Annotated in this window: 29 protein-coding genes; 23 read left to right on the top strand and 6 right to left on the bottom strand. The window is 57.8% G+C overall.

Features of this window, described 5'->3' with window-relative positions; genetic code table 11:
- The first annotated feature begins 8 nt into the window (after positions 1-8).
- Complete coding sequence (gene gcvP, locus BM320_RS02060) at positions 9-2,846, top strand: aminomethyl-transferring glycine dehydrogenase (RefSeq protein WP_090195823.1); 2,838 nt, start codon at positions 9-11, stop codon at positions 2,844-2,846.
- 235 nt (positions 2,847-3,081) lie between these two features.
- On the opposite strand, the gene BM320_RS16335 is transcribed toward gcvP, so the two are convergent.
- Positions 3,082-3,351 carry a hypothetical protein gene (locus BM320_RS16335; protein ID WP_165614971.1) on the bottom strand — a complete coding sequence of 90 codons (270 nt, stop codon included), beginning with the start codon at positions 3,349-3,351 and terminating at the stop codon, positions 3,082-3,084.
- Between the two features lie 163 nt (positions 3,352-3,514).
- Between BM320_RS16335 and BM320_RS02050 the strand changes: the two genes are divergently transcribed.
- Genes BM320_RS02050 through BM320_RS02035 form a run of 4 tightly spaced genes read left to right on the top strand, consistent with a single transcriptional unit; the run spans position 3,515 to position 7,283 of the window.
- Complete coding sequence (locus tag BM320_RS02050; RefSeq protein ID WP_165614970.1) at positions 3,515-4,753, top strand: PqqD family peptide modification chaperone; 1,239 nt, start codon at positions 3,515-3,517, stop codon at positions 4,751-4,753.
- Complete coding sequence (locus BM320_RS02045) at positions 4,750-5,283, top strand: PepSY domain-containing protein (protein WP_090195815.1); 534 nt, start codon at positions 4,750-4,752, stop codon at positions 5,281-5,283. The genes BM320_RS02050 and BM320_RS02045 overlap by 4 nt, the downstream gene beginning before the upstream one ends.
- The gene (locus tag BM320_RS02040; protein ID WP_090195810.1) at positions 5,284-5,949 is read left to right on the top strand and encodes a response regulator transcription factor; all 666 of its coding nucleotides are present in this window, start codon (positions 5,284-5,286) and stop codon (positions 5,947-5,949) included. It abuts the gene before it with no gap.
- Positions 5,946-7,283, top strand: coding sequence for an ATP-binding protein (locus BM320_RS02035; RefSeq protein WP_090195807.1), 1,338 nt, complete (start codon positions 5,946-5,948; stop codon positions 7,281-7,283). The genes BM320_RS02040 and BM320_RS02035 overlap by 4 nt, the downstream gene beginning before the upstream one ends.
- Before the next feature lie 36 nt (positions 7,284-7,319).
- Here BM320_RS02035 and BM320_RS02030 read toward each other — a convergent pair whose 3' ends face one another.
- The 3 genes from BM320_RS02030 to BM320_RS02020 are packed head-to-tail and all read right to left on the bottom strand — an operon-like array spanning position 7,320 to position 9,785.
- Complete coding sequence (locus tag BM320_RS02030; RefSeq protein WP_242650933.1) at positions 7,320-8,060, bottom strand: formylglycine-generating enzyme family protein; 741 nt, start codon at positions 8,058-8,060, stop codon at positions 7,320-7,322.
- Between the two features lie 17 nt (positions 8,061-8,077).
- The gene (nirK, locus tag BM320_RS02025) at positions 8,078-9,295 is read right to left on the bottom strand and encodes a copper-containing nitrite reductase (RefSeq protein ID WP_090200255.1); all 1,218 of its coding nucleotides are present in this window, start codon (positions 9,293-9,295) and stop codon (positions 8,078-8,080) included.
- A 58-nt stretch (positions 9,296-9,353) separates the two neighbouring features.
- Complete coding sequence (locus tag BM320_RS02020; RefSeq protein ID WP_090195804.1) at positions 9,354-9,785, bottom strand: pseudoazurin; 432 nt, start codon at positions 9,783-9,785, stop codon at positions 9,354-9,356.
- 146 nt (positions 9,786-9,931) lie between these two features.
- Between BM320_RS02020 and BM320_RS02015 the strand changes: the two genes are divergently transcribed.
- The gene (locus BM320_RS02015; RefSeq protein ID WP_242650932.1) at positions 9,932-10,648 is read left to right on the top strand and encodes a Crp/Fnr family transcriptional regulator; all 717 of its coding nucleotides are present in this window, start codon (positions 9,932-9,934) and stop codon (positions 10,646-10,648) included.
- Here the strand turns inward: BM320_RS02015 and BM320_RS02010 are convergent.
- Positions 10,645-10,860, bottom strand: a complete 216-nt coding sequence (locus tag BM320_RS02010) for a DUF1858 domain-containing protein (protein ID WP_090200252.1) — start codon at positions 10,858-10,860, stop codon at positions 10,645-10,647. The two genes, BM320_RS02015 and BM320_RS02010, sit on opposite strands and share 4 nt — an antisense overlap.
- Before the next feature lie 121 nt (positions 10,861-10,981).
- On the opposite strand from BM320_RS02010, the gene BM320_RS02005 reads away from it, so the two are divergent.
- The 12 genes from BM320_RS02005 (at position 10,982) to BM320_RS01945 (ending at position 22,260) form a co-directional block, all read left to right on the top strand.
- Positions 10,982-11,434 (top strand): c-type cytochrome, encoded by a 453-nt coding sequence (locus BM320_RS02005; RefSeq protein ID WP_090195802.1) that lies wholly within the window; start codon positions 10,982-10,984, stop codon positions 11,432-11,434.
- A gap of 12 nt (positions 11,435-11,446) precedes the next feature.
- Positions 11,447-12,796 carry a cbb3-type cytochrome c oxidase subunit I gene (locus BM320_RS02000; RefSeq protein WP_090195798.1) on the top strand — a complete coding sequence of 450 codons (1,350 nt, stop codon included), beginning with the start codon at positions 11,447-11,449 and terminating at the stop codon, positions 12,794-12,796.
- Positions 12,797-12,799: 3 nt separating this feature from the next.
- On the top strand, positions 12,800-13,594 hold the full coding sequence (locus BM320_RS01995; protein WP_090195796.1) for a CbbQ/NirQ/NorQ/GpvN family protein: 795 nt from the start codon (positions 12,800-12,802) through the stop codon (positions 13,592-13,594).
- 5 nt (positions 13,595-13,599) lie between these two features.
- Positions 13,600-15,483, top strand: coding sequence for a nitric oxide reductase activation protein NorD (locus tag BM320_RS01990; RefSeq protein ID WP_090195793.1), 1,884 nt, complete (start codon positions 13,600-13,602; stop codon positions 15,481-15,483).
- A gap of 1 nt (position 15,484) precedes the next feature.
- Positions 15,485-15,667, top strand: a complete 183-nt coding sequence (locus tag BM320_RS01985; RefSeq protein WP_165614969.1) for a protein NnrT — start codon at positions 15,485-15,487, stop codon at positions 15,665-15,667.
- Positions 15,664-15,903, top strand: coding sequence for an NnrT protein (locus BM320_RS01980; RefSeq protein WP_090195791.1), 240 nt, complete (start codon positions 15,664-15,666; stop codon positions 15,901-15,903). Before BM320_RS01985 ends, BM320_RS01980 begins: the two co-directional genes overlap by 4 nt.
- Before the next feature lie 45 nt (positions 15,904-15,948).
- Positions 15,949-17,142, top strand: a complete 1,194-nt coding sequence (locus BM320_RS01975) for an NnrS family protein (RefSeq protein ID WP_090195788.1) — start codon at positions 15,949-15,951, stop codon at positions 17,140-17,142.
- Between the two features lie 223 nt (positions 17,143-17,365).
- Positions 17,366-18,181: a phosphonate ABC transporter ATP-binding protein gene (phnC, locus tag BM320_RS01970; RefSeq protein ID WP_090200248.1), complete on the top strand. Its 816-nt coding sequence runs from the start codon at positions 17,366-17,368 to the stop codon at positions 18,179-18,181.
- Between the two features lie 95 nt (positions 18,182-18,276).
- Positions 18,277-19,188, top strand: coding sequence for a phosphonate ABC transporter substrate-binding protein (phnD, locus tag BM320_RS01965; protein ID WP_090195785.1), 912 nt, complete (start codon positions 18,277-18,279; stop codon positions 19,186-19,188).
- A 66-nt stretch (positions 19,189-19,254) separates the two neighbouring features.
- Entirely contained in the window at positions 19,255-20,130 is an 876-nt protein-coding gene (phnE, locus tag BM320_RS01960) for a phosphonate ABC transporter, permease protein PhnE (protein ID WP_090200246.1), read from the top strand.
- Positions 20,127-21,440 carry a phosphonate ABC transporter, permease protein PhnE gene (phnE, locus tag BM320_RS01955; RefSeq protein WP_090195782.1) on the top strand — a complete coding sequence of 438 codons (1,314 nt, stop codon included), beginning with the start codon at positions 20,127-20,129 and terminating at the stop codon, positions 21,438-21,440. Before phnE (BM320_RS01960) ends, phnE (BM320_RS01955) begins: the two co-directional genes overlap by 4 nt.
- A gap of 190 nt (positions 21,441-21,630) precedes the next feature.
- Positions 21,631-22,260 carry an LbetaH domain-containing protein gene (locus tag BM320_RS01945; protein WP_090195777.1) on the top strand — a complete coding sequence of 210 codons (630 nt, stop codon included), beginning with the start codon at positions 21,631-21,633 and terminating at the stop codon, positions 22,258-22,260.
- A 102-nt stretch (positions 22,261-22,362) separates the two neighbouring features.
- On the opposite strand, the gene phnF is transcribed toward BM320_RS01945, so the two are convergent.
- The gene (gene phnF, locus BM320_RS01940; protein ID WP_090195772.1) at positions 22,363-23,082 is read right to left on the bottom strand and encodes a phosphonate metabolism transcriptional regulator PhnF; all 720 of its coding nucleotides are present in this window, start codon (positions 23,080-23,082) and stop codon (positions 22,363-22,365) included.
- A gap of 81 nt (positions 23,083-23,163) precedes the next feature.
- On the opposite strand from phnF, the gene phnG reads away from it, so the two are divergent.
- Genes phnG through phnK form a run of 5 tightly spaced genes read left to right on the top strand, consistent with a single transcriptional unit; the run spans position 23,164 to position 26,926 of the window.
- A complete protein-coding gene (gene phnG, locus BM320_RS01935; RefSeq protein ID WP_090195770.1) occupies positions 23,164-23,619 on the top strand; it encodes a phosphonate C-P lyase system protein PhnG in 456 nt (151 codons plus the stop codon).
- Positions 23,619-24,221 (top strand): phosphonate C-P lyase system protein PhnH, encoded by a 603-nt coding sequence (gene phnH / locus BM320_RS01930; protein ID WP_090195767.1) that lies wholly within the window; start codon positions 23,619-23,621, stop codon positions 24,219-24,221. The genes phnG and phnH overlap by 1 nt, the downstream gene beginning before the upstream one ends.
- Before the next feature lies 1 nt (position 24,222).
- Positions 24,223-25,311, top strand: a complete 1,089-nt coding sequence (locus BM320_RS01925; protein WP_090195764.1) for a carbon-phosphorus lyase complex subunit — start codon at positions 24,223-24,225, stop codon at positions 25,309-25,311.
- The gene (locus BM320_RS01920; RefSeq protein WP_090195762.1) at positions 25,308-26,159 is read left to right on the top strand and encodes an alpha-D-ribose 1-methylphosphonate 5-phosphate C-P-lyase PhnJ; all 852 of its coding nucleotides are present in this window, start codon (positions 25,308-25,310) and stop codon (positions 26,157-26,159) included. The genes BM320_RS01925 and BM320_RS01920 overlap by 4 nt, the downstream gene beginning before the upstream one ends.
- Positions 26,156-26,926: a phosphonate C-P lyase system protein PhnK gene (gene phnK, locus BM320_RS01915; RefSeq protein WP_090195759.1), complete on the top strand. Its 771-nt coding sequence runs from the start codon at positions 26,156-26,158 to the stop codon at positions 26,924-26,926. The genes BM320_RS01920 and phnK overlap by 4 nt, the downstream gene beginning before the upstream one ends.
- Positions 26,927-26,928: the final 2 nt, after the last annotated feature.

The raw sequence follows: 26,928 nt of genomic DNA, 5'->3' as shown, positions 1-26,928 counted from the left end.
ACCCTGTCATGACCTTCACCCCCACTGACTATCTGCCTTATGATTTTGCCAACCGACGCCATATCGGCCCCTCTCCGGCTGAAATGGAGGACATGCTGCAAGTCGTGGGGGCTGAAAGCCTTGACGCGCTGATCGCGGACACGGTGCCCGCCAAGATCCGGCAGGAAAAGCCGCTTGAGTTCGGCAAGCCTTTGTCAGAACGCGAATTGCTGCACCATATGAAAGTCACCGCATCCAAGAACAAGGTGCTCGTTTCGCTGATCGGCCAAGGGTATCACGGGACGGTCACGCCGCCCGCGATCCAGCGCAATATCTTGGAAAATCCGGCGTGGTATACGGCGTATACCCCTTATCAGCCCGAAATTTCCCAAGGCCGGCTCGAGGCGCTTTTGAACTTTCAAACCATGGTGTCGGACCTGACAGGGCTTGAAATCGCAAACGCGTCACTTTTGGACGAGGCAACCGCCTGCGCCGAAGCCATGACAATGGCGCAGCGCGTCGCCAAGACCAAAGCGACTGGTTTCTTTGTCGACGAAAACTGCCACCCGCAGAACATCGCGGTGATAAAAACCCGCGCCGCCCCTTTGGGGATCAAGATCATTATCGGCAATCCTGATGATCTGGATGCGAACGCCGTGTTCGGCGCAATCTTCCAGTTTCCGGGCACATACGGTCACCTGCGCGATTTCACCCCCGAGATTGAAAAACTGCACGCGGCCAATGCGATCGGGATTATCGCGGCCGACCCGATGTCACTGACATTGCTCAAGGAACCGGGTGCAATGGGGGCTGATATTGCCGTTGGCAGCACGCAGCGTTTTGGCGTGCCAATCGGCTATGGTGGCCCACATGCCGCCTATATGGCGACCAAGAAAAACTATGCGCGTTCAATGCCGGGTCGCATTGTTGGCGTGTCCATCGACAGCCACGGCAACCGCGCCTACCGGCTGTCATTGCAAACCCGCGAACAACATATCCGCCGCGAAAAAGCGACATCAAACGTTTGTACCGCGCAGGCGCTTTTGGCTGTGATGGCAGGGTTTTATGGCGTGTTCCACGGGCCTGTGGGCCTGCGCGCGATTGCCCAGCGCATCCACCGCAAAACTGCGCGCCTTGTCGAAGGGCTGAAATCCGCAGGTTTTGAAATTCACCCTGCCGCCTTTTTTGACACGATCACCGTCGAGGTTGGCCCGCTGCAAGCGGCCGTAATGAAATCTGCCGTCGACGAAGGCATCAACCTGCGCAAGGTTGGCACCACAAAAATCGGCATCACGCTGGATGAACGCACAAGATCGCGCACCATCGAGGCCGTCTGGCGCGCCTTTGGCATCGACCGCGAGGACAAGGATTACACCCCGCATTACAATATGCCCGAAAAGCTGATCCGCGCTTCGGATTTCATGACTCACCCCGTGTTCCACATGAACCGGTCCGAAACCGAAATGATGCGCTATATGCGCCGCTTGGCGGACCGCGATCTGGCGCTGGACCGCGCGATGATCCCGCTCGGGTCTTGTACGATGAAGCTGAATTCGGCCGCTGAAATGATGCCCGTGTCTTGGGATGAATTTTCGCTGCTCCACCCTTATATCCCGCGCGATCAGGCGGCGGGTTATATGGAAATGATCGATGATCTTTCCGCCAAGCTGTGCGATGTCACCGGCTATGACGCGATTTCCATGCAGCCCAATTCCGGCGCGCAAGGCGAATATGCGGGGCTGCTGAGCATCGTGGGTTATCACCGTGCCAACGGGCAGGATCACCGCAATATCTGTCTGATCCCGATGTCTGCACACGGGACAAACCCCGCATCAGCGCAGATGGTCGGCTGGAAAGTCATTCCGGTGAAATCCGCCACAAACGGTGATATCGACCTTGCCGATTTCCGCGCCAAGGCGGTGGAACATGCCGATAACCTTGCGGCCTGCATGATCACTTACCCGTCGACCCACGGGGTGTTCGAAGAAACCGTGATTGACGTCTGCAAGATCGTGCATGACCACGGCGGGCAGGTCTATATCGACGGGGCCAATATGAACGCGATGGTGGGGCTTTCGCGGCCCGGCGATCTGGGTGGCGACGTCAGCCACCTGAACCTGCACAAGACATTCTGCATTCCACACGGCGGCGGCGGCCCCGGCATGGGGCCAATCGGGGTCAAAAGCCATCTGATCGCCCATCTGCCAGGCGACCCCACAAGCGGTGAAGGGGCTGTTTCGGCGGCCGCCTTCGGGTCACCGTCCTTGCTGCCAATATCGTGGGCCTATTGTCTGATGATGGGTGGCGAAGGGCTGACTCAAGCCACACGCGTGGCGATTTTGAACGCCAACTACATCGCAAAGCGGCTCGAAGGGGCGTTTGACGTGCTTTACAAAGGGCCGACAGGCCGCGTGGCCCATGAATGTATCATCGACACGCGCCCCTATGCCGATAGCGCGGGCGTGACTGTGGACGACATTGCAAAACGCTTGATCGATTGCGGTTTCCACGCCCCCACCATGAGCTGGCCAGTCGCGGGCACATTGATGATCGAACCGACCGAATCAGAAAACAAAGCCGAGCTCGACCGGTTCTGCGACGCGATGCTGGCCATCCGCGCCGAGATCAAGGCGATCGAAGACGGGTCACTGGATGCGCAGAACAACCCGCTCAAGAATGCGCCGCACACGATGGAGGACCTCGTGAAAGACTGGGACCGTCCCTATAGCCGCGAAACCGGCTGTTTCCCGCCGGGTGCATTCCGCGTCGATAAATACTGGCCGCCGGTCAATCGGGTCGACAATGCGTGGGGGGATCGCAATTTGAACTGCACCTGCCCCCCAATGGACAGCTACACCGACGCATAGGTTGCGCAAATCACGACAGACGGGCGCCGACAGATGCGCGGTGCCCGTTCACAAAGCTGACAATCCGCTGACATTCAGGTTCAGGGCGCTGCACGCCGGTCTGCGCTAGATCATTTAGCGGGCAAGTTTCAGTGCCGCATAATTTGAGAGGGGAACAGCATATGACCATCGAGAACGACAACAAACTTTCACGCCGCAAGGCGCTCGCACGGATCGGCGGGGTCGCAATTGCGGCCTATACGGTGCCTGCGTTTACAACGCTTTCTGCAGCGCATGCGGCATCATCTGCCAGCAATGCATCCAGCCCGAGCGGCACATCAGGTGCCAGCGGTTCATCAGGCGCGAGCAGTGCATCAGGTGCAAGCGGTTCATCAGGTGCGAGCAGTGCATCAGGCGCAAGTGGCGTTTCCAGCCCAAGCGGCGCATCGGTTTCCAGCGGGCCAAGCGGGCCACAAGTCATGACGCCCGAACAATGTGAAGCGGCAGGCGGCCAAGTCGAGGTCAATGAAACCGACGGCACAATGCGGTGCGTTGGCCTGTCCTAACCCTGCGCGCATTAGGCCGCACGCTGGTACGCTCTGACTGCACGAAACAGCGCAGTCAGGGCAATTATGCTGACGTGTGGCCGCTTTTTTGCTAGTCTTGCGCGTAACCGACAAGGACGCCTCGTGACTGAAACCGTATTTTTGCATTTTGAAGGGCTTGCGCATCCCGTAGCACTGACAGATGCGGCCGCGTTGATGCCAATCATTGCGGATGTCCTTGCTGGTTGGCCATACCGGACAAGCCACCATAGCACCATTTCGGCATTTGTTTGCTTGCGGCCGCTTGCCGCCGGTCAATGGGAACTCCAGCTTGCGCAGACAGGTGCAAAACCGCGCATTTGGGATGCGGTCAACGCAATTTGCGACCTGCTTGCGGAAATGGCGTGGGAACGGCTGCGCAGTGATCCGGCGCTTTTGTGTCTGCATGCGGCTGCTGTTGCATTTTCCGGGCGACTGGTCGTTTTTCCCGATGTGCGCCGCGCCGGAAAATCAACCCTTGCTGTGGCCTTAGGGCGGCAGGGGCACCAGTTGTTTACCGATGACTATCTGCCAATGCGCATAACGCCTGACACGCATGAATTCAGTGGCATTGCAAACGGCGCGATCGCGCGGGTGCGCCTGCCGCTGCCCGAAAGCTTTAGCGCCGGATTCATAGATTGGGTTACAAAAGACGCGGGTCCGTCAAACGACCAGTATAAATATATCTGCGGCACCCCGATTGCCGCACATGGCACAACAATGCCGATGGGCGCGATGGTGGTGCTTGACCGCAGCGAATCCGAAGTTGCGCCACAGCTTGCACCGATCTCACGCGAAGATGCCCTGACCCGCCTGATTACCCAGAATTTCGCGCGCACCCAGTTATCAGGCGATATTCTTGCAACCTTGGGTGCGCTGGTCGCCGATCTACCGGTGTTCCGGTTGACTTATCATTGCGCCGAACAGGCCGCCGCCTATTTGTCCGGCCACAGCGCATTCGACGGGCTTCCCGCAGCCGTCAGCACGCGGCTGCCGACCCAAGCCAGCCGCGCGCCATTGGATCGCCAACAGCAACCCGCGCCCGAATTTATGCCCGCTGCGCGCTACATGCAGGCCCAAGCGGTCACGGCCACGCAAGTCGGCGAAGATCATTTTCTGGCAGATGGCAACGGCTTGGCTATATTCCGGATGAATGCCGGTTCGGTGGCAATCTGGCGTGTACTTGCAAAACCAGCCAGCCTTGCAGAAATCATCGAAATCCTGACTGCCGCCTTCGTGGATGCCGATCCAGTGCAAATTGCCTCCGATTGCGAGACGCTTTTGCGCCAGCTTGTTGCTGCGCGGCTTGTTGTGCCACACAGCGCCAGGGCCAGGGCGTCATGACCAAAGACCACCACATCACACGCCGTGCCGCGCTTGCCCGTCTTGGGTTGGGGACAGCCGCCGCATATATGTCGCCCGCATTCTTGGGGCTCAGCAAGGCACATGCCGCCTCGAGCGCGACAGCGCCAAGCGCAGCGAGCAACCCGAGCCCCGCTTCGGACCCCACTGCACCAAGCCCGCCGACACCTCCCAGTACCCCAAGCGGTCCATCGCAGCCAAGCCCGACGCGTGCAAGCGGGCCAAGCAGTGCCGGATCATGCCAGCACCCGCCGCTGCTCAACGGCGGCCAGATCACGCGCGCCGAATACGCCGAGGCCCAAGCCGCAATTGCGCGTGGCGATGCCCGCCCGCTGCGCGAGGTTCTGACAAATGTACAAAGCCAGCATCCCGGTCAACTTTTGCGGGTTGGCTATGCGCCAAACGCTGGCCGCCCCGCCTATCGGGTTGTGATTGTAAACAGCCGTGGCGCGATTATTTCGGTCACGGTTGACGCTGGATCGGGTCAGATAACCAATGTGCAGAACTGTTAGATGCGAATATTAATTGTCGAAGACGAACCCAAGATCGCAGAACTGATTGCAGATGTGCTAGCCGCTGAAGGGATGATCCCCGAAATCGCCACCGACGGCGAGCAAGGCTGGTTTCTGGGCAGCACCGAAAAATACGCCGCGGCCATTCTTGATGTCGGACTGCCCAAGCGTGACGGGCTTTCGGTGTTGCGTAACTGGCGTGACGAGGGCCTTGCGCTGCCCGTCATTTTGTTGACCGCCCGCGTGAACTGGAACGAACGCGTCGCAGGCATTGATGCGGGCGCCGATGATTATTTGGGAAAACCGTTCCAGATGGAAGAACTTGTCGCGCGTCTGCGCGCCTTGCTGCGCAGAACACAGGGGCAGAAAACAACAACGCTGACGGCGGGACCATTGCGGGTGGACCTGCGCCAGATGCGGGTATCAATGGACGGGCGCCCGATAAAGATCACCCCGCTTGAATACCGGTTGCTGAACTACCTGATGCACAACCGCGGGCAGGTCATCGGGCAGGAAGAACTGGTGGAAAACATCTATTTTCGCGATCAGGCCCCTGACAGCAACGCCGTAGAGGTATTGGTCGGCCGACTGCGCCGGAAAATCGGGGGCGATATCATCCAGACGCGCCGCGGCTTTGGCTATATAATTGCCGAGGATAATCCGTGAAATCTTCGCTTAGCCTGCGCCTGATATGGGCGGCCACCGTGACAACGGTGCTTGGCCTGATTGCGACCGCCTTTGTGCTGAATTTCTTGTTTCGCATGTATTTCGAGGAACGCGTCAACGCCGAGCTGGAGGCCTATCTTTTGGTGCTGAGCGCGAATGTGGGCGTCGACGCGCAAGGCGAAGTCGTGGTTGCGCCGCTGGCGGATCCGCGTTTCGAACAGGCGCTCTCCGGCTATTTCTGGCAGATCCAGATAGATGATGACCCGCCCATTCTATCGCCATCGTTCTGGGCGGCACCGCTGGCGCTTGATCCGCCCCTGACAGCTGGTCACATCACCTATGAAAACGTCACGATGGGCACGGGCGAAACGGTCGCTGTGGCAAGCTGGGTGATCACAACAGGCGCGGATGACACGCGCCAAAAGGTATTTCTGGCCGTCGCGATCGACCGGACCGGACTTGATGCATCGGTTGCGGGTTTTTTCACAAACTCGGCCATCGCGCTGACGCTTCTGGGCGCACTGTTGCTAATGGCAAGCTGGGTTCAGGTGCGTCTGGGGCTCAAACCTTTGGATAAGGTGCGCGCCGATCTTGCACGCATCCGCAATTCAGCTACCGACCGGCTGTCGCAAGACTATCCTGATGAAATTCTGCCGCTTGCCGATGAGGTGAACCAGTTGCTTGATACCAATGACGCGACGCTGGCGCGTGTGCGCGCGGGGGCGGCGAACCTCGCGCATGGGATCAAGACCCCGCTGACAATTATCCACGGGATCGAACGCAAGCTACGCCACGCGGCGCAAGATGTGATTGCCGATGAATTGCACAATGAAGCCGCAAGCATCGCCTATATTGTTGAACGCGAACTTGCCCGCAGCCGCGACAGCCACCAAAGCAAGCAACGCAGCGCAATCTTGCCCATCGCGAAGCGTCTTCAAGACGCGCTCGGCCGTCAGCCTGGTGTCGATCATATCAGCTGGAAAATCGACGTTGCCGCGCAGATGCGCGCGCCCTTTGATGAATTCGACCTGACCGAACTTTTGGGCAATCTGTTTGATAACGCTGTAAAATGGGCCGATACCCAGATTACTATCCGCGCGGCGCAATCCGATGGCGCTGCATTTCTGACGGTCGATGATGATGGTCCGGGCATACCGGAGGCCGCGCGCGCAACTGTGCTTGAACGTGGCGGCCGTCTTGATGCCGATAAACCGGGCACGGGGCTCGGGCTTAGTATTGTGCAGGATATGGCGCAAAGTCACGGCTGCACGCTTGTGCTTGGGCGGGCGCCGATGGGTGGGCTACGCGTTACCCTGAATTGGCCGGTGGCGTAGCCGCTCGCACACCAAAACGACGGGTTTGCAGCCCTTTCAAAGGCTGCGGTCGGTAACAAGCCGCATGCCAAGATGGGCTGGCGGCGATCCGGCGGCGCAGCCCCCGCGCGCAGGATCACGCACCAGAAACGGAACCGCGGCGACATGTTCGCCACCGACATAATAGGCAGGGCATCGGCCTGTATCGGCTTCGCCCGAATAGCAGTCATCGGTCCATTCCCAAACGCTGCCGCTAAGGTCACTGATCCCTTCGGGGGTCGCAGCAAAGCTGCCTTGCGGCATGAGCGCGCGCGAAGAAAGACCTTCGACCAGATAGGAGGACGCCCAAGACAGTTCCGGATCGGTGAAGATCGGGTCGGGCTCTTTTGGCAACACGGGCCGGGCCATAAATGCCCATTCCTGCGATGTTGGCAAACGCCATTCATGGCGGGTTACATCGCTTAACCAGCGCACATATTCCTGCACATCCATGTAGTTAAGCCCTGTTGCCGGAATAAGGGCCGCATCCTGATCAGGGCGTGCGCGCAGCGCCATTGAACATCCGCCCTGTTCAAAGCAAAGGTTCCATTCCGCGACCGTGACCTCGTAACGCTGGACAAACAAGGCGCGCCCGTCGGGCAGATCGACAGCCCTCGGCGCCATTTCAGGGGCAAATGCAAGATCGGGGCCACGCGATTCATACGCGGCCCCGAGCAAGAGTGCCGCCCCGACAATAGCTGTCACTGCAAACCCGACTGATCGGCGGTTCGACATGACAGTGCGCAGGGCGGCAAACATGGTTTCAGACTTTCAACTTAGGTTTCGAATTCACGCGGGGCGACGACCTGTTCCATCAGGTTATTGTCCCATTTGCCATCGACGACAAAATGCGCAGTCGCCCCAAGCAACACACCCTCGATCAGGTTGTGGTTGACGTAGGCATAGACACCTGGCTGTTCGAATGTGTACATCGCTGCGACAGCGCTCCCGCCGCGCACAAACCAGGTTTCCATATCACGCAGTGGCGGATCTGTGAAAGAAGACTCCCAGACATAATTCCCGTGACCACCGATCAGGTGCGGACGGCTGTCGCGGTTCGCCTGATTGTGGATCATCAGGACAGTTTCGCCAACATTCGCCTTGAGCGCGTTTTCACCTGTTAGCGCACCAACTGCACCGTTAAAGACGGAGTGGGTCGGGATCAAACCGCGCATGGCTTCGAGGCTGTCTGCATAGTCATCGCCGGCTGCTTCGTAGACACGGTAGTCGCCGTTTTCGTCTTTTGGCAAATAGTAGTCCTGTTCGCCGATATAGGCGATGCTGTCATAGGTCAGCAGGTTGCCGTCGGCGTCTTTCAGACCATCGCGAGGCAGCACCATTACCGCGCCGTTCATCCCATGGGTGACGTGGTAGGGGATCATCGCGCCACCAGGGGCACAGTGATAGGTGAAACAACCCGGTTTGGTTGCTTTCCAGCGCAGCACAGTTTCTTCGCCAGGGTAGACATGGGTCAGCCCGCCACCGCCCAGCGCACCTGTTGATGCGTGAAAGTCGATGTTATGTTCCATCATGCTAGAGACAGGGTTGCGCAGTGTCAGTTCGACCATATCGCCCTGATGGCAGATGATTAGCGGACCGGGCACAGACCCGTTGTATGTAAGCGCCCAGACTTCTGCGCCGGTGTCTTCGTCCACAGTCATCAAGACTTCGGTTGTTTCCAAAGTGATCTCGATGATTTTTGGCCCACCGGTTGCGACCTGTTCATGCACTGGTGCAAAAGGCGGCGCGACAAGCTCTTGCTTTACGCGTGTGTAACCGGACAGATCGGCTGGTTCTGCTGTGCTGTCGGCCTCTTGTTGACCCGCAACGCGGTAAAGGTTCTTGGATGTTTCATTGATTGCAGTGATGCGTGGTGCGCGCGGTGATGCTTTGACCGCAGAACCTGTAAGGGCTGCCGCACCGGCAAGAACGCTGCCCCGCAACACATTGCGGCGATTGGTTGGCATAAGACCGGGGTTGATGAATTTAGCCATGGTTTCCTCCATGTGACTGATACGCGCGGGGCCTCATGCCCCGCACAGTTGGAAAGTGTTAGAGATTGCCCAGAAGGGTCTCAAAGCGGGCCTTGGCGCCACGTGGTACGCGGCCTTCAAGGAATGTGTCAGGGGCGTCGACATCACCGACTGCGATGACCATCACCATCCCCATGGAAAAGTGCGGTTTGCAGATCACGCCATAGACGCCTTCGACGTCCAGTGTGACTTCGAATTCTTCGTTGATACTGCCTGCGAACTGTTCGGCACCTTCAGGGAACATCCCGTCATTCAGTTCGGCGTTGTGGCCACGGTCTGTGGCGACAAACTTGATTGTGTCACCGGCGGCTGCGTGCACAAAGGCTGGTTCAAAAACCATGCGCTCGCCGTCAGAGCCGACATTCAGCATTTGAACTTCGAATGTTTCGGCAAAAGCTGCGCTGCCCATCAGGGCTGAAACTGCGAGGCCGGCTACAAGTTTACGAATCATGTTGTTTTTCCTTCTCAATCTTGTTTCGTCTTGCTTCCAATCTTAAGGCATGCGCGGGCGCGAACATTGTGCTAGGTCAAACTTCGATACGGTTTTGCGCTTTGGTTAAGTTGGCGCAGTTTCGTTAACTGTGGCAGGATGTTGGCATGGACAAAGTGATGACTGAAAAACCGTTTGCGCGACTGGACGAAAGCCTGCTGACGCATTTGCCGCCGTTTTCAAAGCTGGCGAAAACACAGATTCGCAACGTGTTGGATCAGGCCACATCGCGGCGCTATGATGCCGGCGTTGCGATATTCGATGAAGGCGCCGACGCGGATCGTTTCTATATGCTATTGGACGGCTATGTCCGTGTTGTGCGCATTACCGCAACGGGCGATCAGGTCACATCGCTCCATATTCCGGCAGGGCAGCTGATGGGGATTGCCAAAGCGCTTGGCAGGGATACATACCCCGCGACCGCGATCACCGCTTCCGAAGCGATTGTCCTAAGCTGGCCAATGCGTCTTTGGGACAGTTTTGTTGCGGAATATGAAGGGTTCGCAACCGAGACATATAAAGCAGTCGGCAAGCGTGTCGGGGAAATGAACACAAGAATCGTCGAAATGGCGACACAGCAGGTAGAACAACGGATCGCCTGCGCGTTGCTGCGGCTGATCAACCAATCCGGCCGAAAGACCAGCAAAGGAATCGAGGTCGATTTCCCGATTACACGGCAGGATCTTTCCGAACTTACCGCGACGACACTGCACACGGTCAGCAGGCTGCTTAGCAAGTGGGAAAAGCAGGGAATTGTCAGCAGCAAACGCAAGCGGATCATTGTCACCGATCCCCATGCGCTGGTGCTGATTAGCAACGTCTAGCTGCGCCCCGCGACCGCGGAAATCAACTCTCCCATAAAACGTTCCTGATCAAGATGGTATTCGGCGCAGGCGTCAACGATTGTGTGGAACGGGCCAACAAGGCAACCCACACACAACATCTTATGACGTAGGAACACCGGAATCGTTTCCGGCCAGTAGGACATAATGTCTGCCAGCGGCAGATCAGGATCATCTAATCTCGGCATACCCATTTTGGCTCCTCCGGGGGCAATCTTAGCCTGCGAAACTGCCCGAACTTTGCGCTGGCACAAACTTTGCCACGGTGTGCTCTCGTATCCTTGCGCCAACTGAAGCCCAAGGAGATCCAACAAAATGGCTGAATTTCTGACCAAATCGCGGGCGCGCAACATCTTTTATGGAGGCTCGATTTTCTTTGTCGTCGTCTTTATTGGGATGACTGTCCATTCGCACAAATACGTGGTGAACACGTCAACCGCTGGCATGCCGCTGACCGAAGAGGTCGTCAAAGGCAAACATGTGTGGGAAGCCGCATCCTGCATCAACTGCCATTCATTGCACGGCGAAGGCGCCTATTTCGCACCCGAAGTCGGCAACGTGATGACCCGCTGGGGCGTCCAAGAAGACCCGCAAGCCGCGTTTGAAACGCTTAAGGGCTGGATCGAAGCCCAGCCAAGCGGGATCGAAGGTCGCCGCCAGATGCCGCGCTATGAATTCACAGATGAAGAAATACGCGGGCTATCAGAATTTCTGCGTTGGGCAGATCAGACTGACACACAGGGCTGGCCGCCCACCGACGCCGGTTAAGGAGACATTCAAATGAAATATCAAACACAAAAAGTAGCCTACTGGTATTTTCTTGCAGCCATGGCGCTGTTCGGAATCCAGGTACTGGGCGGGCTGTTGGCGGGCTGGATCTATGTTTCGCCCAACTTTCTTTCCGAAATCCTACCCTTTAACGTCATCCGCATGATCCACACCAACGCGCTGATTGTCTGGCTGTTGCTGGGGTTCTTTGGCGCGGCATATTTCCTGATCCCCGAAGAATCCGAACGCGAGATATGGTCGCCAAAGCTGGCTTACATCCAGTTGATCATTCTTCTTGTCGGCACTTTGGGCGCGGTGGGATCCTATCTGGTCGGTATCCACGGAGGTCGCGAATTCCTAGAGCAACCGCTTTGGGTTAAGTTCGGGATTCTGGTCGCGGCGCTGATCTTTCTTTTGAACATCTCGATGACGGTTCTGGCCGGTAAAAAGACCGCCATCACAAATGTCTTGCTGATGGGCCTTTGGTTGTTGTCGCTGCTTTGGGTTTTCGCCTTTATCAACCCTGACAACCTGTCTTTGGACAAAATGTACTGGTGGTTTGTTGTGCACCTGTGGGTCGAGGCAACCTGGGAACTGGTCATGGCCGCAATCCTTGCTTTCTTGCTGCTCAAGCTGACAGGCGTGGACCGCGAAGTCGTTGAAAAATGGCTTTATGTGATCGTCGCAACAGCGCTTTTCAGCGGCATTCTGGGCACCGGCCACCATTTCTACTGGATCGGGCTTCCCGGTTACTGGCAGTGGATCGGATCTATTTTCTCGACTTTCGAAGTGATCCCGTTCTTCCTGATGATGTCATTCGCATTTGTCATGGTCTGGAAGGGCCGCAAGAACCACCCCAACAAGGCCGCGCTGCTGTGGTCGCTGGGGTCCAGCACGGTTGCCTTCTTTGGCGCAGGCGTCTGGGGCTTCTTGCACACTTTGCACGGTGTGAACTTTTACAGCCACGGCACACAGATCACCGCCGCGCATGGTCACCTTGCCTTTTACGGGGCCTATGTCGCGCTGAACCTTGCGATATTCACCTATGCGATGCCGATGCTGCGTGAACGTGCGCCGTATAATCAGGTGCTCAATATGGTGTCGTTCTGGCTGATGACAGGCGGCATGGCGTTCATGACATTCGTGCTGACATTTGCAGGCACCATCCAGACACATATGCAGCGCGTTCTTGGTGACTACTACATGACCGTTCAGGACGATCTTGCGATCTTCTACATGATGCGGTTCGGCGCGGGTGCGGCTGTTGTTATCGGTGCGCTCTTGTTCATCTATTCGCTGTTGATCGTGCACAAGGACGAAGTCATCGCGCGCGGTCCAGAAAATCCAGTTCCAGGAGAATAAGCAATGAATATCGCAACACTTCCAACCTTGCCATATTATCAACCGACCGGATCTGAATGCGACCTGTTCGAAATGGCACTAAACAACGGTTTGCCCCTTCTATTGAAGGGGCCGACCGGCTGCGGCAAAACCCGTTTTGTCGAACATATGGCAGCGACCCTTGGAAAGCCGCTATACACAGTGGCCTGCCACGACGATCTTTCGGCGGCTGACCTTATCGGGCGCTATTTGCTGAAAGGTGGTGAAACGGTTTGGGTTGACGGCCCGTTGACCCGCGCCGTGCGCGAAGGCGGCATCTGCTATCTTGACGAGGTCGTCGAAGCGCGCAAGGACGTCACAGTTGTCTTGCACCCGCTGACCGACACACGCCGCACGCTGATGATCGACCGCACCGGCGAAGAACTGGTCGCGCCACCCGAATTCATGTTGGTTGCAAGCTACAACCCGGGCTACCAGAACGTGCTTAAGCGGCTCAAGCCTTCGACGCGACAACGGTTCTTGTCGATCTCGTTTGATTTCCCCGATGCGGAAACAGAGATCAAAGTGGTCAGCCGCGAAAGCCGCCTTGAGGCTGGACGCGTCGCGCCGCTGGTGCGCCTTGCGGGGCATATCCGCAACCTGTCGGGCATGGATCTTGAAGAAGGCGTATCAACCCGCCTGCTGATTTATGCAGCCACATTGATGGCGGGCGGCATGGGCGTAAACGCAGCGCTCGAGGCTGCGGTGATCGAACCGCTGAGCGATGAACCCGACGTGCAGCAGTCATTGCGCGATCTTATCAGCACAATCTACGGATAGGTATCATGCGCCTTCTTGATCTCATGGAACCGGAAGAAACTGTCGGGAACCTCTGGCATGACATGGCGCAGGGAATTGGCGCCGATGCGTGCCACCCCGACGCCGGTGTCGCGCTTGCGACGGTGCGCCCCAGTCTTGCGGTTCTGTTTCGCGCGCTTGGCGGTGCATCCGGTGTCGAACTTGCCGAGGCCCCGGCGACGCTGATGCGCCACCGCCGCCCCTTGCGGCGCAAACTGGCAGCGGATCAGGATCGGGAATGGATTGCCAGCTTTGACGGGGAACGATTGCACCTGCCCCCGATGATCGCCGCGTTTCCGGACGCTGCGCTCAATCGGGCGGCCTATTTCTGGCTGACCGCAATTGCCGCAACCTGCGATCTTGCGGATCTGGCATTGCCACCCGAAGGCCCCGCTTTCGACTGCTGCCAGATCCAGCTGAATGCCGCCGCTTGCGATGCAGCATATCGGGCCTGTCCGGGTTTGCGCGATGGCTATGCCCGCATGGCCGACTATAGCGCGCAGCACCGCCCGCAAGTGCAACGCCCGCAAGGCGAAGCATGTATGGAAGACGCGATCCGCAACCAGCTTTGCGGCATTGCCAGCAGCGATTTGGACCATCAGGCATCGCGCGGCTACATGCCCTTTGCGCCGGTGCCGATCTGGTTGCGGTTCCGCCTGCCCGCGTCTGGCGCCCCCGCTGCCGAAGAAACATCCGATCCCGCAGCGCCGCCAGCAAATGCAGCCCATACCAGCCGCAAGCTGGGCGCGCGTAAGGACCACGAACAAAACAATCGCAAAGACAGTTTTATCATCCACCGTTTTGAATCAATCCTGTCTTGGGTTGAATCAATGAACATCAATCGCAGCGTCGATGACGACGATGACGAAAACGCCCAAAAAGCGGCGGATGATCAGGATGAAATCACGATATCCAAGCATGACCGCAAGGCAGCAACCCGTTTGCGCCTGCACCTTGACCTGTCCCCTGCCGATGCCGATCACGAGGCCTTGGCAGGCATTCACACCTATCCCGAATGGAACCATCGCAGCCGCAGCTATATGGCTGACCATTGTCGGGTGCTGGATGCGCCCGCGCAACCCGACGGCACAGCCTTTGTGCCCGACCCGCGACGCACCCGCGAAGTGCGCCGCCAGTTCGAAGCCCTGCGCCCGCGGCGTATCTTGCAGCCGCGTCAGGTTGACGGCACCGAGCTTGATCTGGATGCCTTGCTGACCTCGCAGGCCGATCTGCGGGCAACGGGGCGCGGTTCGGACCGGATCTGGCAGTCTGCGCGCCAAACGGAACGCGATCTATCCGTTGCATTCCTGATCGACAATTCGCGATCAACCGAGGCCGCAATTGGCGAAACGACCATTATCGATGTCGCGCGCCACACCATGGCCGCCCTTGCCACCGGTATTGATGCCGCTGGCGACCGGCTTGGCATTTGGGGGTTTTCGTCCTTGCGCCGCGACCGCGTATTCGTCACCCGCTGCAAGAATTTCGACGATCCGGTATCAGCCGAAACAATCGCCAACATCGGCGCGCTACGACCCGGTCACTATACCCGACTGGGGGCGGCGATCCGCCATGTCAGCGCGCAGCTTTCGCAAGAACCAAGCGCGCGCAAACTGCTGATTGTGCTGACCGACGGCAAACCCAACGATCTGGACCACTACGAAGGGCAACACGGTATCGAAGACAGCCACATGGCCGTCCGCGAAGCCCGCAGGGCCGGTCTTTCGCTGCACGGCATCGTCATCGACGAGGACGGGCAAGACTGGTTTGCGCGTATCTTCGGGCGCGGTGGTTTTACGTTGCTGCCGGATGCCAACCGGTTGATCCGTGCTTTGCCAGATATCTATCGCAATCTCACACAGGAGCCATAAAATGCGCTTTCTTACTACTCTCTCGGGGCTTTTTTGCCTGTTCTCCACCACAGGTTTGGCCGCCGAATTCGACAGACCGATCCCGCAGGCGCAATCTGCCACAGCCGAATTCTGGTTCGCCTTGGGCAGCCTCGCGTTGATCGCAGCGCTGGTGCTGGTGCAGCGACTGGTTGCCAGATCATGACCGAACAAGGCTGGTCCACGCGCAAAATCGCCTTGGTCCTTTATCCGTTCGGCGCGGGTGCTGCGGCAGTTAACGTGTTCTTTGCATCGCTGATTTTTAGCTGGGTTGGCGGGCCTGTTGCATCGACGGGATGGTCGATCGGGCTTGGCTGTGTGATCGGCCTGCCCGCCACATGGTATTTCGCGCGCCATATCCGCCATTTGATGACCACCGCAGACAAACAATCTGCAACGTAACCGCCGCACAAAACAGCCCTATCCGCAAAACGCAGGACCAAGAAGATGAAACAATCCACCGCAGAACAATTGCGTGCATGGTCAGGGCCTGCACTATTCAGTTTCGGGTTCCGGCCGTTCTTTTTGTTCGGTTCGGCGTGGGTTGCGGTTGCAATGACTGTCTGGATTCTTGCGGTGTCGGGCAGCTTTACCATTCCATCGCGGCTTGATCCGGTGTCATGGCACGCGCATGCATTCCTGTTCGGATACCTTGGCGCTATTGTCGCGGGCTTTTTGCTCACGGCGGTGCCCAACTGGACGGGGCGCCTGCCTATGGTGGGTTGGAAGCTTGCCGCGCTATTTGCGCTGTGGTGTCTGGGACGGGTCGCGATTTTTTTCTCGGCGCAACTGCCTGTCGGGGTCGCGCCGGTCGTTGACCTTGCTTTTCCGCTACTGTTGGGCGGGTTCATCTTGCAAGAAATTATCGCCGGCAAGAACTGGCGCAATCTGGTTGTTTTTGCACTGCTCGTGGTTTTCACCCTTGCCAATGGTATTTTCCATTTCGAAGCATCGCGTGGCGCATATGCGGCGCAGGGCTATGGTCTGCGGCTCGGGCTTGGGACGGCGATCATGATGATTACTGTCATCGGCGGGCGGATCATTCCGTCGTTCACACGAAACTGGCTGGCAAAAAGCGCAAACCCCGCACGCCCGGCCCCGCCGATGCAGCGCTTTGACAAGCTGGCATTGCTGGCCAGCCTGCCCGTTCTCGTGACGTGGATTCTGGCCCCGGGCGCATCTGTGTCAGCGATTGGCCTGATGGCCTTTGGTGTGCTCCATACGGTCCGGATCATGCGCTGGCAAGGACACCACACATTGCCGGACCCGTTGGTCTGGATCTTGCATCTGGCCTATCTGTTCGTCCCGCTTGGCGCATTTGCACTGTCTGTCGATGTACTGACAGGCGCGCATAATCTTGCAGCGGCACAACATATCTGGATGGCCGGAGCAATCGGCACGATGACGCTCGCGGTGATGACGCGCGCGACACTGGGCCACACAGGGCAGGCATTGCATGCAAACAAGGCAACGGTTGTCATATATCTGTGCGTGCTTGCATCGACAGGCGCACGGTGGCTTTCGGGCCTATTCCCCGATCTGATCATTGCGACCGGCATCTTGTGGATAGCCGCGTTTGCAGGGTTCGTGCTGACCTACGGCGCAAGCCTGCTGCGGCCAAAAGCAGCAAAGTCGCAATGATCCGCCATTGTTTGACGCAAACCCAACAAAAAGCGCGCGCGACCTCGCCACTTAGCAGCCGGTATTCATCGCAAGGCAATATGCCCCAATCATCGCAAAAGCTTGCGCGTTACCTCACTTGGACGTGTCATTTTTCTATTACTTTTATGTAAAGAAACTGAATCAAAACCGTCATCAAACCGTAGCGTCAGGCGATTACGCCCTCACCAAACATGGGGGCGATATGCTGAAGATTGATAAGCTGACCAAGCGTTTCGGGGATAAAACGGCTGTAGATGCTGCAAACATCCTGGTGGAAAAACCGTCGATGATTGGGATCATTGGCCGTTCTGGTGCGGGTAAGTCAACGCTCTTGCGGATGGTCAATTGTCTAAGCGATGCCTCGCAGGGCACGATTACCTTTGAGGGTGAAGATATCACCGGGCTGCGGGGATCTGCGCGACGCAATTGGCAATCGCGATGCGCCATGATTTTCCAGCAGTTCAACCTCGTCCCCCGCATGGATGTCGTTTCAAACGTGCTGCACGGCACCCTGAACAAGCGGTCGACCTTTGCGACAATGTTCAACCTTTACCCGCAATCTGATATCCACCGCGCCATTGAAATCCTTGACCGGCTCGGTATTGCCGAACAGGCCCCGAAGCGGGCCGAGGCACTATCAGGCGGCCAGCAACAGCGCGTGGCGATTGCGCGCGCTTTGATGCAGGATCCGAAAATCATCCTTGCTGATGAACCGATCGCAAGCCTTGATCCGATGAATGCGCAAGTAGTCATGCAAGCCCTGCGCCGCATTCACGAAGAAGACGGGCGCATGGTCATCGCAAACCTGCACACGCTTGATACTGCGCGACGCTATTGCGATCGCGTAATCGGGATGCGCGATGGGCGGATCGTCTTTGATGGCACGCCAGAGCAGCTGACCGTCGGGGTCGCACGTGACATCTACGGGGCTGGCGCGGATTTTTCCGAAGCCGCCACTTCCACCGAAATCGAAACACTGGGCAGGTCAGAGGTCCGCGAAGAGAAAGCCTACGCCTGAGCCAATATCAGCCTGCGCATCTGCGGCAGGCCACCCTAATCAACCTGCCCTCAATTAGCCGCAACGCGGTAGGGCAACAAACCACGGAGATAACAATGACAAAGACCCTCGCACTGGCGCTTGCCGCCACCACAGCTCTCAGCACGGGCGCTTTTGCCCAAGAGATCACCGAATTCCGCATCGGTATCCTCGGCGGCGAAAACGCGCAGGACCGGATGAACAGCTACCAGTGTCTGGCGGATTACACGACCGCAGCGCTCGGCGTCGAAACCAAGCTTTTCGCCCCAGCCGACTATAATGGCGTCATCCAGGGCCTTCTGGGTGGCACCATCGACATGGCATGGTTGGGCGCATCTTCCTATGCCGCAACATTCCTACAGGATCCGGACGCGGTTGAGCCTGTCCTGATCAAGGTCAACCTTGATGGTTCAGTCGGTTATCATTCTATCGGCTTTGCCCGCATCGATAGCGGCATCACATCGCTGGATGACATGGAAGGCAAGGTGTTTGGTTTCGGTGATCCGAACTCCACATCTGGCTACCTTATCCCTTCCATCGAGATCCCGCAGTACAAAGACGGCATCACCATGGAGTCCGGCGAGTACTTTGATGAAGTCAGATTCACAGGCGGTCATGAGCAGACTATCGTCGCAGTAAACAACGGCGATATCGACGGCGGCGTGACGTGGGCCGATGGTCAGGGAAACTGGGAAGACGGCTACAATTCCGGCGCGCTGCGCAAAGCGGTTGATGCAGGTCTCGTCGACATGAACGACATGGTTCAAATCTGGCAATCCAACGTAATTCCCGAAGGCCCGGTCGTTCTGCGTCAAGCTTTGCCGGACGATGTCAAAGCTACAATGGTTGCACTGGTAGATGGCCTTTACGAAGCGGACCCTGAATGTGCCTACGGCGTCGCTGCAGGCGAAACGCTGGGTTTCCAGCCAGTCACGCACGCGATGTACGAAAGCATTGTTGCGGCACGCCAGTCCGTAATTGGAAACTAAGACAATTTTTATGACGCATCCGGTAGCCCTTTGGGGCTGCCGGTATTTCTTTGTCCGGAGGTCAGGATGGCAGATATTTCACTGAGTGGCGCGCAACACCACGTAGACGGCATTCAAGCCAGCTATATGGCGCAGGTACAGCGCCGCAGGCTCTATGGCGGTCTTACTCTTCTGATTTTCGTCGTTCTGATGGTTTCCGGGTTCAATGTCGCAGATGACCGCAACGCTGGAGGTTTCTGGGATGGGCTGCATCAGATCGGCGATTACCCAGCAGATGTTCTATCTGAAGCGTGGGATAAGCGCGCCGATCTGCCCGCCTTGATCGTCAAGTATTTCCCCGCCTTGGTGGAGACCATCAACATCGCCGCGGTCTCGACCCTGATCGGTGCAATCGGCGGCTTGTTCCTGTCGCTGCTCGGCACGCGCGGATTGGCGAAATGGCCGCGTCTGATCCCTTTGTTCCGCCGCATTTCGGATATCATGCGCGCCGTGCCTGAAATCGTCATCGCACTGGTTCTGATCTTTGTGCTCGGTGGTGGGCCCGTTCCCGCAATGATCGCAATTGCCATCCATACGGCCGGTGCACTGGCCAAGATGTTTTCCGAAGTTTCCGAAAACACCGACTTGAAAGCTGTAGACGGACTTGCCTCCACAGGTGCGACCTGGTCGCAGCGAATGCTTCTGGGTGTGTTGCCGCAGGTTGCACCGAACTACGTGAGCTACACGCTGTTGCGATTTGAAATCAACATCCGTGCCTCGGCAATACTTGGATTCGTCGGCGCCGGTGGGCTTGGTTATGAGTTGCGAAACGCTATGGCCTGGGGGCCAGGACGTTTTGATGAAGCCGCCGCGATTTTTATCCTTCTGTTCGGCACAATCGTATTCTTCGATCAAGTGTCCAGCCGCTACCGCAATCGTTTGACTGAAGGACAGGGCCAATGACCACTATTGATCTGGACGCGACCAAGTTTGAGGCCGAAAAGCTATTTGCGCGCAAACGCTTGATTGGCTTTGGCATCCCTTCGGTCATCGCAGTCTATTTCGTCTATATCTTCTTCGCGTTTGACCTGCCTGGTCTTGCCGGACGCGCCAATATGGAAAACGCCGTGACGCTGGCTTCCGACAGTTGGTCCTACAAGGTGCATGCCACCCGGGACAACCGATCGGGAAATGTAACCTATGCCGTCGAAGGCGAACGCAAGGGTACCTACCCAGAGGGCCAGCGCCCCGATTGGGTGAGGGGGGATGAAGTCATCACCATCGATCTGGGCGGTGACATCATTGTGCGCTATTTGCCAGACAACCGGACCGAGATCGAAATTCCCGGCTTCCAACTGATCGAGGCGCAGGCCGAGGGGCGCACCGTCACGACCAACCTGCCCGATGATCTGCCCGATTGGATTTCCGCCTCGGACCGCCGCGTTGGCATCACCACACCCGAAGGTCGCATTACCTTGACGGGCGCTCGGACCGAGGTTTTCAATTATTTCCCCGGTTGGGAGCTGTTCTGGTTCACGCTCGACAGCCCCTACTACGGACAGTCCTTGGCCACGATCCTGTTTGGCGACCAAATCGACCCTGCGCGCGGCAATATCACTGGCGCAGTCTCTGATTGGTGGAACAACACCATGTGGCGGCACAAGGATGTGGCTTGGGCCATTGGCGAGACGATCCTGATGGCCTTCCTTGGCACGATGGGGGCAGCCCTCATCGCCCTGCCGTTGGGCTTTCTCGCAGCCAAACGGTTCTCGCCGTTGATGTTGTTGCGCGCGGCCACCCGCCGCCTGTTCGATTTTTTACGCGGTGTCGATGCGCTGATCTGGACGGTGGTCCTAGCCCGTGCCTTCGGTCCGGGCCCGCTTACTGGCGCATTGGCAATCCTGATCACAGATACCGGCACCTTTGGCAAAATCTTCTCGGAGGCATTGGAAAACGTGGATCAAAAGCAAATCGAGGGCGTCGCCTCGACCGGAGCCAAACCGCTGCAACGCTATCGCTTTGGCGTCATACCGCAGATTGTTCCGGTGCTTCTGGCCCAAATCTTTTACTTCCTTGAATCCAACACCCGCTCTGCCACCATCATCGGCGCGATCACAGGCGGTGGCATCGGCCTTATGCTGACCCAAGCAATCCAGACCCAGAAAGACTGGGAAGAAGTCGCCTATTATATCATCCTGATCATCGCCATGGTGATGTTAATGGATTGGTTTTCGGGCTGGCTGCGCGCCAAGCTGATCGGGCGCAAAACCTGATGGTACGCATTCTGATCACTTCACTTCACCATACGGGTGATCGTGTCATCACGCACGCAGGCTCTCACCGACCGGACAGACCGACCACGCACAAAGATCGGGTCGCGGCAGGGATTATCACATTAGCAGAAGGTCTCGCTCTTGCGCGATCCGGCAAGTACTTTCGGTGGAATGGCGAGGAGCGCGCGGTTTGAGTACGCCCAGATTGAAACCGGATGTCCCCTTTATTCATCCCGATTGCGAGATCACCGATGCAACATTCGGACAGTATGTGGAAATCGGACGCGGTAGCCGCTTGGCGCACTCCCATATGGATGACTATTCATACTGCGACCGGTTTGCCGACATTGCCAATGCCTCCGTGGGCAAGTTCTCGAATATTGCAGCCTTCGTACGGATCGGTGCCACGGATCACCCGATGGAAAAAGCAAGTTTGCATCACTTTCACTATCGCTCGGCCGATTATTTCGAAGATGCAGATCACGATGACGCTTGGTTCGCCCACAGGCGCAGCCGTCGCACGGTGATTGGTCATGATACATGGCTTGGCCATGGCGCGCAGGTCCGGCCCGAAGTGAATATCGGCCACGGGGCAGTTATCGCAGGCGGTGCAATTGTGACAAAGGATGTGCCTCCCTACATGATCGTGGCAGGCATCCCTGCTGTCCCGATGCGTCCTCGTTTCGCACCACGGATTGTTGACAGGCTTATGCAGCTTGCATGGTGGGATTGGCCGCACGCACGCCTGCGCAGCGCGCTTGATGATTTTCGCAACCTCAGTGCAGAGGAATTTCTGGAGCACCACGAAGGCACGAGCTGACACCAGACGTCACAAGGTTGTCGCGTTGCGCCGCTAGGAAAAGACAAGCTTATCATTAGGTTCAAAGTAGATGGATACGGGTTCTGTGCTGACGCGCAGGCCTCACGTTTCAAGTGTCAACGTTACCCGGTCACCGGCAAACCAAGTGCGACCGTATTCTACGGGCAGCCCATCCTTGCAATGATTTAGATTCGAGGATCTCAGCAACGGATCGCCTTCGGCAACATGCAACAGCAGCGCGTGGGTTGCCGTAGCGCGGACTGCCGTCAGGCGGGTTGAGGCACGCGTATAGTCGTCGATGCCCACAACACTCAACGCTTCAGTCACGCTGCTTGATTCCTTCAGCGCAGTGGTGATGCCTACTAGTCGCGCCAGTGGAAACAAGCTTTCGAATACAGCAACCGGTTGGCCATCAGCCAACGAAAGCCCGTGATAGACACAAACCGGATCGCCGGCCTCGATCTGCAACGCCTGAGCCTCGCCGATCGTTGCTGCGCGCTCGTCCAACGCAAGCTTGCGCTTTTCGGGCCTGCGGCCTGCGGCGATCAGGTTTTCATGGAACCGCACGCGCTGGCCAATCGGATAGTCGGTCGGCGTGGCCGCGACAAAGGCCCCTGCTCCGCGACGGGTGCGCACCAGCCCTTCTTCGACCAATACAGAAATCCCATGGCGTACTGTGTGGCGGTTCACGCCAAAGCGGTCTGCCAGCGTTGCCTCGGTCGGCAGCTTGTCACCGGGGTTATAGCGCCCTTCGGCCAAATCGCTGCGCAAAGCGTTAGCGATCGCCTTCCAGATCGGGGTCTTGTCAGAACTGTCACGCAAATTTCACAAAACTCTTCTGTCATGAGGACGTCAAAATGATAAGATATGTATAGTTGTATAGGAAAGAGACAAGTTGTCGAGATGAAAGACACTGTGAACGAAAATAATCCCCGTAAGGCGTGGATGGGTCTGCTGGCCAAAGCGCCCGAAGGCCGTGTGGCCGCACTGTTGGATGCTGAAATATCGCGTCCTGCCTTTACGTGGCTGCGTGCGCCAGAAATTGGCAGCACGATGGTCCGCGCGCGCGCTGGTGCCACTGGCGCACCCTTCAATCTGGGCGAAATGACGATAACCCGCTGCGCCTTGACGCTGGAAACCGGCGAAGTCGGGCACAGCTATATTCAAGGGCGCCGCAAAGCAGATGCCGAGGTCGCCGCTCTCGTTGATGCGCTGATGCAGACGGGAATGGCAAATAGGCTGCGCGAGGCGGTCCTTGAGCCGCTGGAAGCAGGATTGGCCACCATGAAAGCCGCCCGCGCGGCCAAGGCAGCCGCGACAAAGGTTGATTTCTTTACCATGACCCGAGGAGAAGACTGATGCAGGCAAACACCCTGTCCGGCGGCTTTACCGATCCAGCCACACAGTCAGCCCACGCATTTCGCAGTGTGATGGAGGCCATGGCGCGCCCCGGCGCAATTCAGGACATCCACGGGGCTGCACCCCCAGCCCCGCTGTCGCCCGCGATGGGTGCCGTTCTGCTGACGCTTTGCGATACGCAAACACCGGTTTATCTGGCTGGCGACATGGATTGCCAAGCGGTGCGGGCGTGGCTGGCCTTTCACACAGGTGCCCCTTTGGTTGGCCCCGCGCATTGTATGTTTGCGGTTGGCAAGTGGGACGCGCTCGCGCCGCTCGCGGTCTACCCGATCGGCACGTCCGAGTACCCTGACCGCTCGGCCACGCTCATCGTCGAATGTTCAGAGCTTGCCGCCTCGGGTGCAACATTGACGGGTCCCGGTATCAAGGAAACGGCAACGCTTTCCTTGCCAGAACTGGATGCGTTTCAGGCCAACCGAACCCTGTTCCCGTTGGGGCTGGATTTCATTTTCACTTGTGGCGAACGTCTCGCGGCTTTGCCCCGATCAACCGAAGTTACGCGCTCAAGTAGCGAAGCGATAACGCAGGTAGGAGCATCCTGACATGTATGTAGCAGTCAAAGGCGGAGAGCGGGCAATCGAGAATGCCCATGCCTGGCTCGCCGAAGAACGCCGCGGTAACACAGATGTCGCGGAGCTCAGCATTGCGCAAATCCGCGAGCAATTAAGTCTAGCCGTCAATCGCGTCATGGCCGAAGGGTCGCTTTATGATCCGGACCTTGCGGCACTTGCAATCAAGCAGGCGCGTGGCGATCTGATCGAAGCGATTTTCCTCATTCGCGCCTATCGCACCACTCTGCCGCGCTTTGGTGCGTCCGAGCCTGTCGATACCGGCATTATGGCCTGCGACAGGCGGATCTCGGCCACGTTCAAGGACTTGCCCGGCGGGCAGGTCCTTGGCCCAACATTTGACTACACGCACCGTTTGCTTGATTTCAAACTGGCCGCTGATGGCGAGGTGCCCAAGGCTCCATCTCGTGACGCCGAGACGGGCACTGTCCCGCATGTCACCGCATTCCTGAACCGCGAAGGGCTGATCGAAGAGGCCCCCCATGACGATACGCCACCCCCAGACCTGACCCGCGAACCGCTGGAAATGCCCGCCGACCGCGCCCTGCGCCTGCAAGCGCTGACCCGCGCGGACGAAGGTTTTACGCTTGGCCTCGCCTACTCTACGCAGCGCGGCTACGGGCGCAACCATGCCTTTGTGGGCGAGCTAAGGATCGGGTCGGTGCCGGTCGAGATGGACATTCCCGAACTGGGATTTGCTGTTGAGATCGGCGAAGTGACCCTGACCGAATGCGAGACGGTCAACCAATTCACCGGCTCGAAAACCGAGCTGCCGCAGTTCACGCGTGGCTATGGGCTCGTCTTTGGCCAAACCGAGCGCAAGGCAATCTCCATGGCCTTGGTCGATCGCGCGCTACGCTGGGAAGAATTGGGCGAGGATAACGTTGGTGCACCCGCACAGGACGCTGAATTCGTTTTGTATCACGCCGACAACATTCAGGCGACGGGGTTCCTAGAGCATATCAAACTGCCCCATTACGTCGATTTTCAGTCTGAATTGGAACTCGTGCGCAAGCTCCGTCGCGAAGCGGGTGCGCAACAGGTGCAGGAGGCAGCGGAATGACCGAGTACAACTTCGCCTATTTGGACGAACAGACCAAGCGGATGATCCGCCGCGCAATCCTTAAGGGGCTTGCCATTCCCGGCTATCAGGTCCCTTTCGCCTCTCGCGAGATGCCAATGCCCTATGGCTGGGGTACAGGCGGCGTGCAGGTGTCGGCTGCGGTGCTGACGCCCAAGGACATGTTCAAGGTGATCGACCAAGGGGCCGATGACACAACAAACGCCGTTTCAATTCGGACTTTCTTTCAACGGACAGCAGGTGTTGCGACGACCACGGCGACAAGTGATGCCACTGTGATCCAGACCCGGCACCGCATCCCCGAAGAACCGCTGCACGAGGGTCAAATCCTTGTCTATCAGGTGCCGATTCCCGAACCGCTGCGCTTTCTCGAACCCCGTGAAAGCGAGACCCGCAAGATGCACAGTCTTGAAGAATATGGGCTGATGCATGTGAAACTCTACGAAGATATCAGCCGCCACGGTCATATCGCGACCTCGTACGCCTATCCGGTCAAGGTCGAAGGGCGCTATGTGATGGATCCCTCGCCAATCCCCAAATTCGACAACCCCAAACTGGGCGATATGGCCGCAATCCAGCTTTTTGGCGCGGGCCGCGAGCAACGTATTTACGCGCTGCCCCCTTATACCCAAGTGGTCAGCCTCGACTTTGAGGATCATCCGTTCGAAGCGTCCAAAGCTGATCACCCCTGCGGAATGTGCGGTGCGACAGACAGCTATCTGGATGAGTTGATCATCGATGACGCAGGGGGGCGGATGTTTGTCTGTTCTGACACCGATTATTGCGAAGCGCGCCAAACAGCGGGCCACAAAGGAAAGGACGCAGCATGACACCTTTGCTTTCCGTTCAGGGCATCACTAAGCGATATGGTGCGCATATTGGTTGCGCCGATGTGTCTTTTGACCTGTATCCCGGTGAGGTTATGGGGATCGTTGGCGAAAGCGGGTCGGGTAAATCCACCTTGCTCAATTGCATGGCAGGGCATCTGACCCCCGATGCGGGACAGGTGGTATTCGACACGCGCACGAACGGCCCCCGCGACACAATCACCATGTCAGAGCCGGAGCGGCGGATGCTCGGTCGCACTGACTGGGCCTTTGTCCACCAACACGCCCGCGACGGGCTGCGCATGGGCGTCAGCGCCGGTGGCAATGTAGGCGAGCGGTTGATGGCAGTAGGCGAGCGCAACTATGGCGACATCCGCGACAAGGCCACGGACTGGCTCGGGCGGGTTGAGATTGATGCGTCCCGTGTCGATGATCGACCTACAACATTCTCGGGCGGGATGCAGCAACGCTTGCAGATAGCGCGCAACCTCGTGACTGGCCCGCGTCTGGTGTTCATGGATGAACCCACAGGTGGTCTAGATGTTTCGGTTCAGGCACGCCTACTGGATCTGCTGCGGGGGCTTGTGCGTGACATGGGACTGTCCGCGATCATCGTCACCCATGACCTGGCCGTGGTTCGCCTGCTGGCGGACCGCCTTATGGTCATGAAATCAGGCCGAGTGGTAGAAGCGGGCCTGACAGATCAGGTACTGGACGATCCGCAGCACGCCTATAGCCAGCTTCTTGTCAGCTCTGTATTGCAGGTATGAAC

This window comes from Yoonia tamlensis (genome assembly GCF_900115105.1).
Classification (GTDB): domain Bacteria; phylum Pseudomonadota; class Alphaproteobacteria; order Rhodobacterales; family Rhodobacteraceae; genus Yoonia; species Yoonia tamlensis.
This window is presented reverse-complemented; position numbering and strand designations above follow the sequence as displayed.

Excerpts from the sequence above, each read along its gene's own strand:
- gcvP (WP_090195823.1), top strand. The coding sequence starts at position 9 with ATGACCTTCACCCCCACTGACTATCTGCCTTATGATTTTGCCAACCGA.
- BM320_RS02045 (WP_090195815.1), top strand. The coding sequence starts at position 4,750 with ATGACCAAAGACCACCACATCACACGCCGTGCCGCGCTTGCCCGTCTT.
- BM320_RS02040 (WP_090195810.1), top strand. The coding sequence starts at position 5,284 with ATGCGAATATTAATTGTCGAAGACGAACCCAAGATCGCAGAACTGATT.
- BM320_RS02030 (WP_242650933.1), bottom strand. The coding sequence starts at position 8,060 with ATGTTTGCCGCCCTGCGCACTGTCATGTCGAACCGCCGATCAGTCGGG.
- nirK (WP_090200255.1), bottom strand. The coding sequence starts at position 9,295 with ATGGCTAAATTCATCAACCCCGGTCTTATGCCAACCAATCGCCGCAAT.
- BM320_RS02020 (WP_090195804.1), bottom strand. The coding sequence starts at position 9,785 with ATGATTCGTAAACTTGTAGCCGGCCTCGCAGTTTCAGCCCTGATGGGC.
- BM320_RS02015 (WP_242650932.1), top strand. The coding sequence starts at position 9,932 with ATGGACAAAGTGATGACTGAAAAACCGTTTGCGCGACTGGACGAAAGC.
- BM320_RS02010 (WP_090200252.1), bottom strand. The coding sequence starts at position 10,860 with ATGGGTATGCCGAGATTAGATGATCCTGATCTGCCGCTGGCAGACATT.
- BM320_RS02005 (WP_090195802.1), top strand. The coding sequence starts at position 10,982 with ATGGCTGAATTTCTGACCAAATCGCGGGCGCGCAACATCTTTTATGGA.
- BM320_RS02000 (WP_090195798.1), top strand. The coding sequence starts at position 11,447 with ATGAAATATCAAACACAAAAAGTAGCCTACTGGTATTTTCTTGCAGCC.
- BM320_RS01995 (WP_090195796.1), top strand. The coding sequence starts at position 12,800 with ATGAATATCGCAACACTTCCAACCTTGCCATATTATCAACCGACCGGA.
- BM320_RS01990 (WP_090195793.1), top strand. The coding sequence starts at position 13,600 with ATGCGCCTTCTTGATCTCATGGAACCGGAAGAAACTGTCGGGAACCTC.
- BM320_RS01985 (WP_165614969.1), top strand. The coding sequence starts at position 15,485 with ATGCGCTTTCTTACTACTCTCTCGGGGCTTTTTTGCCTGTTCTCCACC.
- BM320_RS01980 (WP_090195791.1), top strand. The coding sequence starts at position 15,664 with ATGACCGAACAAGGCTGGTCCACGCGCAAAATCGCCTTGGTCCTTTAT.
- BM320_RS01975 (WP_090195788.1), top strand. The coding sequence starts at position 15,949 with ATGAAACAATCCACCGCAGAACAATTGCGTGCATGGTCAGGGCCTGCA.
- phnC (WP_090200248.1), top strand. The coding sequence starts at position 17,366 with ATGCTGAAGATTGATAAGCTGACCAAGCGTTTCGGGGATAAAACGGCT.
- phnD (WP_090195785.1), top strand. The coding sequence starts at position 18,277 with ATGACAAAGACCCTCGCACTGGCGCTTGCCGCCACCACAGCTCTCAGC.
- phnE (WP_090200246.1), top strand. The coding sequence starts at position 19,255 with ATGGCAGATATTTCACTGAGTGGCGCGCAACACCACGTAGACGGCATT.
- phnE (WP_090195782.1), top strand. The coding sequence starts at position 20,127 with ATGACCACTATTGATCTGGACGCGACCAAGTTTGAGGCCGAAAAGCTA.
- phnG (WP_090195770.1), top strand. The coding sequence starts at position 23,164 with ATGAAAGACACTGTGAACGAAAATAATCCCCGTAAGGCGTGGATGGGT.
- phnH (WP_090195767.1), top strand. The coding sequence starts at position 23,619 with ATGCAGGCAAACACCCTGTCCGGCGGCTTTACCGATCCAGCCACACAG.
- BM320_RS01925 (WP_090195764.1), top strand. The coding sequence starts at position 24,223 with ATGTATGTAGCAGTCAAAGGCGGAGAGCGGGCAATCGAGAATGCCCAT.
- BM320_RS01920 (WP_090195762.1), top strand. The coding sequence starts at position 25,308 with ATGACCGAGTACAACTTCGCCTATTTGGACGAACAGACCAAGCGGATG.
- phnK (WP_090195759.1), top strand. The coding sequence starts at position 26,156 with ATGACACCTTTGCTTTCCGTTCAGGGCATCACTAAGCGATATGGTGCG.